The organism is Collinsella sp. CLA-AP-H1 (genome assembly GCF_040092945.1).
GTDB lineage: Bacteria > Actinomycetota > Coriobacteriia > Coriobacteriales > Coriobacteriaceae > Collinsella.
In genome coordinates, this window is record NZ_JBBNKO010000028.1 from 1 (window position 1) to 5991 (window position 5991).

2 protein-coding genes are annotated in these 5991 nt (G+C 61.2%); both read left to right on the forward strand.

The genetic code is table 11. The features are described 5' to 3' along the window. Positions 1-544 precede the first annotated feature (544 nt). On the forward strand, positions 545-4084 hold the full coding sequence (nifJ, locus tag AAAV44_RS09720; protein ID WP_117776362.1) for a pyruvate:ferredoxin (flavodoxin) oxidoreductase: 3540 nt from the start codon (positions 545-547) through the stop codon (positions 4082-4084). 655 nt (positions 4085-4739) lie between these two features. Beyond that, positions 4740-5702, forward strand: coding sequence for a carbamate kinase (gene arcC / locus AAAV44_RS09725; protein WP_006235166.1), 963 nt, complete (start codon positions 4740-4742; stop codon positions 5700-5702). Positions 5703-5991 lie beyond the last annotated feature (289 nt).

Here is a 5991-nt window from a genome sequence, read left to right on the forward strand (position 1 = left end):
TCCATGAATGCGGCGTGGCCGCCGCGGTTGGATTAGACACTCACCATTGTCGGCCTGATCCGCGGTCTTTCATGCAGCAGGGGCTCTCAATGTTTTTATGTCCTGCTCATATCGTCTCTGCCGGCACCTGGGGACACTCCATGGCGCGCCAGGGCCAATCGCCCGGGGACGAAGCGTTCATTTTGGCCCTTGGCGGTCACCCGAGGTAAACCTTTACCGCCCACCTATATTTGTCGAAATTACACTTGGCGGCGGGGTACAATAAGCCCGCATGCGGATTTCCGTTGCGGGCGCTTCCCATCGCCGGGGCGTGCCCGGGAGCATCCGGCATGCGGCCTTTGCGGCGCTCGGTCATGTGCAAGACGGGCAGCTGGGCCTGTGGAGTGCGTGCAGCCCTCCTCGCCTCGGTATGCCTTCTCTCCACGCCATGTACCTGCTGCTCAGTCTGCCTGCCAGATGATTGGAAGCAACAGCGAAAATCCCATCACGCCAATATCCCGGCGATCGCCGGGGCCTGTATACCTATATGAGAGGAGAGGGGTATATGGCGCGTAAGTTTAAGTCTATGGACGGCAACGAGGCGGCCGCATATGTTTCGTATGCGTACACCGAGGTAGCGGGAATCTATCCCATTACGCCGTCCAGCCCGATGGCCGACCATGTCGACCAGTGGGCGGCCCAGGGTCGCAAGAACATCTTTGGCACCCCGGTCAAGGTCGTCGAGATGGAGTCCGAGGCAGGCGCAGCCGGTACCGTTCACGGTTCGCTGGGCGCCGGTGCTCTGACCACCACCTACACGGCTTCTCAGGGCCTGCTCCTGATGATCCCGAACATGTACAAGATCGCGGGCGAGCAGCTCCCGGGCGTCTTCCACGTCTCCGCGCGTTGCGTTGCTTCCCACGCCCTGAACATCTTCGGCGATCACTCCGACGTTATGGCCTGCCGCCAGACCGGTTTCGCCATGCTCGCCGAGGGCAACGTCCAGGAGGTCATGGACCTCTCGCCGGTGGCTCACCTTGCCGCCATCGAGGGTAAGACCCCGTTCCTTAACTTCTTCGACGGCTTCCGCACCAGCCACGAGATCCAGAAGGTCGCCATGTGGGACTATAAGGATCTTGCCGAGATGTGCGACATGGACGCCGTCCAGGCTTTCCGCGACCACGCGCTCAACCCTGAGCACCCGCACACCCGCGGCAGCCACGAGAACGGCGACATCTTCTTCCAGAACCGCGAGGCCTGCAACAAGGTCTACGACGAGCTCCCTGCCGTCGTCGAGGGCTATATGAAGAAGATCAACGAGAAGCTCGGCACCGATTACGGCCTGTTCAACTACTATGGCGCTCCCGATGCCGATCGCGTCGTCGTGTGCATGGGCTCCTTCTGCGACGTGCTCGAGGAAGTCATCGACTACCTCAACGCCCACGGTGAGAAGGTCGGCTTGGTCAAGGTTCGTCTGTTCCGTCCGTTCTCCATCAAGCACTTCGTCGACGTTCTCCCCGAGACCGTCCAGAAGATCGCCGTCATGGACCGCACCAAGGAGCCGGGTTCCATCGGCGAGCCGCTCTACCAGGACGTCGTCTCCGCTCTCTACGAGGCCGGCAAGACGGGCATCAAGGTCGTCGGCGGCCGTTACGGCCTGGGCAGCAAGGACACGCCTCCCGCGTCCGCGTTCGCTGTCTTTGAGGAGCTTAAGAAGGACGAGCCCAAGCGCGAGTTCACCATCGGCATTGTCGATGACGTGACCAACCTGAGCCTGCCCGAGGCCGAGGATGCGCCCAACACCGCAGCCCCCGGCACCATCGAGTGCAAGTTCTGGGGTCTGGGTGGCGACGGTACCGTCGGCGCCAACAAGAACTCGATTAAGATCATCGGCGATCACACTGACAAGTACGTTCAGGCCTACTTCCAGTACGACTCCAAGAAGACCGGCGGCGTCACCGTTTCGCACCTGCGCTTTGGTGATTCCCCGATCCGCTCGCCGTACTATGTGACCAAGGCCGACTTTGTCGCCTGCCACAACCCCAGCTACATCGTCAAGGGCTTCAAGATGGTCCGCGACGTCAAGCCGGGTGGCACCTTCCTGGTCAACTGCCAGTGGAGCGACGAGGAGTTCGCCGAGCACATGCCCGCCGTGGCCAAGCGCTACATCGCGAACAACAACGTCAACGTCTACCTGATCGACGCTATCGACCTGGCTGCCAAGGTCGGCATGGGCAAGCGCACCAACACGGTGCTCCAGTCCGCCTTCTTCGCGCTGGCCAAGGTCCTGCCCGCCGAGGACGCCCTGCAGTACATGAAGGACGCGGCTACCAAGTCCTACATGAAGAAGGGCCAGGCCATCGTCGACGCCAACCACAAGGCCATCGATGCCGGCGCTACCGCCTTCCGTAAGTTCGAGGTTCCGGCCGACTGGGCTACCGCCGAGGATGCCGCTCCCGTCGAGCTCTCCGAGGAGACCAAGTCCGCTATCGCCCAGCAGGTCAAGAACCTGCTCGAGCCCATCGATCGCATGGATGGCGACAGCCTGCCCGTTTCCGCCTTTGTCGATTGCGCCGACGGCCAGTTTGAGCTGGGCGCCTCTGCATACGAGAAGCGCGGTGTCGCCGTGGTCGTTCCTCACTGGGACGAGACCAAGTGCATCCAGTGCAACCAGTGCGCCTATGTGTGCCCGCATGCTACCATCCGTCCGTTCGCGATGACCGAGGACGAGGCTGCCGCCGCACCCGAGGCTACCCGCACGCTCGACGCCATGGGCCCCAAGGCCAAGGGCATGAAGTTCACCATGGCCGTGTCCCCGCTCGACTGCATGGGCTGCACCAACTGCGTCAAGGTCTGCCCCAAGGGCGCCCTCGAGATGGTTCCCACCGAGCAGGAGATGGACCAGCAGCCCGTTTGGGACTACATGGTCGAGAACGTCTCCGAGAAGAAGGAGCTCATCGCGGCCAACGTCAAGGGCAGCCAGTTTAAGCAGCCCTACCTGGAGTTCTCCGGCTCCTGCGCCGGCTGCGCCGAGACCGCCTATGCACGTCTGGTGACCCAGGTCGCCGGCGACCGCATGTTCATCTCCAACGCCACCGGCTGCTCCTCCATTTGGGGCAACCCCGCTGCCACCGCTCCTTACTGCAAGGACAAGGACGGTCACGGCCCGGCGTGGAACAACTCCCTGTTCGAGGACAATGCCGAGCACGGTCTGGGCATGGCCGTCGGTTACGAGGCCGTTCAGAAGAAGCTGATCGCTGCTACGCAGGAGATCATCGCCGCTGACGGTCCGTCCGACGAGCTCAAGGCCGCCGGTCAGGCTTGGATTGACTCCGTCAACGACGCCGAGGCCTCTAAGACCGCTGCCGCTGCCTACGTTGCCGAGCTCGAGAAGTGCGGCTGTGACGCTTCCAAGGCGATCCTCGCCGACAAGGCTTACCTCACCAAGAAGTCCTTCTGGATCTTCGGTGGCGACGGTTGGGCTTACGACATCGGCTTCGGTGGCCTGGACCACGTCCTGGCTTCCGGCCACAACGTCAACGTCTTCGTCTTCGACACCGAGGTCTACTCCAACACCGGCGGTCAGGCCTCCAAGGCCTCGAACCTGGGCCAGGTTGCTCAGTTCGCCGCTGCCGGTAAGGTGACCAAGAAGAAGTCCCTGGCCGAGATTGCCATGAGCTACGGCTACGTCTACGTGGCGCAGGTCGCCATGGGCGCCAACCCGGCTCAGACCCTTAAGGCCATTCACGAGGCCGAGGCCTACGACGGCCCGTCCCTCATCATCGGCTACAGCCCCTGCGAGATGCACTCCATCAAGAAGGGCGGCATGCAGAACTGCCAGGCCGAGATGAAGAAGGCTGTCGAGTGCGGTTACTGGAACCTCTTCCGCTTCAACCCCGAGGCTGCTGCCGGCAAGAAGTTCTCGCTCGATTCCAAGGAGCCCGCGGGCGGTTATCAGGAGTTCCTGATGAACGAGGCCCGTTACGCTTCGCTGACGCGTTCCTTCCCCGAGCGCGCCGAGGAGCTCTTCAAGGAGAACGAGCAGGCCGCTATGGACCGCTACGCTCACCTGCTGAAGCTCAAGACGGTGTACAACGAGGCCTAGGTCTCCCACCGCAGGATCTGAGGGCTGACCTTCGCGGACGTCCTCGGACATGAAAGAACCCCCGCTGCGCACTACGTGCGGCGGGGGTTCTTTCGTCCTGCGGAGTGTCCGCGAAGGTCAGCCCTCAGATCCTGCTACGACTACGTCCTCGGATTGTGTGGGCTGATGAAGGACGTGGTTGTGGGGGCCTTTTGTCCCCTTCGCTGTTTCGCGGCTTTGCCGCGAAACCTCGCGCCACTTTGGGGATGGATGGGGGACTTGGCTGTTGCCGCCTTTTCGGAGCTCTTCTTTATTCCTTTTGCTGAATGAAAAGCCCCATGTTTTTGCAGGGGTGCATACTCGTCTTATTAATGCATAGAATCTCGTATAGTGCGAGTAAGATATTACGTTGTCTGTTTTGTGTTTAGCGGAGATATAGTTTGCATAATCTAGTCTAATCCCTGCTCTATTAAAATAAAGTCGCACGTAAATGGCGTAGATATACCTAAGCTGGGCTTCTTTACGCTGAGCGGGTAAAAATGACCGTTCACCGTTCAACTGTTTTCAAAATGAATAAAATGAGCGATAAAGAGAATATAAACCTTAATAAACTCACGTATCGCACGGACGCGGGTTATTAATGGGTTGTAGGCCTTTTACAGAAAGGATTCCAGCAATGTCTAAGCCTCTTGGCAAGCCTGATCGTATTGTCGTCGCCCTTGGCGGCAACGCCCTCGGCAACAACCCCGTTGAGCAGATCGAGGCCGTGAGCAACACCGCCCACGCTCTCCTCGGTCTCATCGAGCAGGGCAATGAGATCATCATCACCCACGGCAACGGCCCGCAGGTCGGCATGATCCAGAACGCCTTCGCCGCTGCCCACGATGCCATCGGTACCCCCGAGATGCCGCTGCCCGAGTGCGGCGCCATGTCCCAGGGCTACATTGGTTATCACCTGCAGCAGGGCATCGGCCGCGAGATGCACAAGCGCTATAAGCGTTGGCACGCCGCCACCGTCGTCACCCAGATCGAGTGCGACCCGGATGATCCCGCGTTCAAGAACCCGACCAAGCCGATTGGCCCCTTCTACACCGAGGAGCAGGCCAAGGAGTTCATGGCCGAGGATCCCTCCAAGGTCTTCGTCGAGGATTCCGGCCGCGGCTGGCGTCGCGTCGTCGCTTCCCCCGATCCCAAGAAGATCGTCGAGGCCGACTCCATCCTCAACCTGCTCGACAACGAGTTCATCGTCATCGCCTGCGGTGGCGGCGGCATCCCCGTCGTCCGCGACTACGAGAACAAGGGCTGCTACAAGGGCGTTCCCGCCGTCATCGACAAGGACCTGGGCGGCGAGCTGCTGGCCGAGGACTGCGACGCCGACGTTCTGTTCCTGCTGACCGCCGTTGAGCATGTCGCCATCAACTTTGGCAAGCCCAACCAGGAGGAGCTCGAGGACCTCACCGCCGACGAGGCCGAGCGCCTGGCCGACGAGGGCCAGTTCGGCAAGGGTTCCATGGAGCCCAAGGTTCGCGCTGCCATCAAGTTCGCCCGTTCCCGCAAGGGCCGCACCTGCATCATCGGCGCTCTGGACAAGGCCGCCGAGACCATGGCTGGCCTCTCCGGTACCCGCATTCACGAGTAGTCTCTACTCTGTTGCCTCTCTCGTGGGCGCTAGGCAAAGCGCCCACAAACTAGCCTCTCTTCATGAGCCCCGCAGTCCGCTCCGACTGCGGGGCTTTTGCTATTTACCTAGTCCCCGATGGGAGGGTAGTCATTGGGGACGTTCTTAAACGACTAGTCAAACAAGAACGTCCATTACAGTCGAAATTGTCAGCCCGGGACCGTCTCGGGCTACGATTGAGGCGCGCCCAGAACGGGCCGCCGACCGGGCGCCCGCGCACGGCCGAACGTCCCTGCCCCCGAGAGGGCCC

What these genes read in the sequence shown, in the direction of transcription:
- nifJ (WP_117776362.1), top strand. Translation starts at nt 545, where the DNA reads ATGGCGCGTAAGTTTAAGTCTATGGACGGCAACGAGGCGGCCGCATAT.
- arcC (WP_006235166.1), top strand. Translation starts at nt 4,740, where the DNA reads ATGTCTAAGCCTCTTGGCAAGCCTGATCGTATTGTCGTCGCCCTTGGC.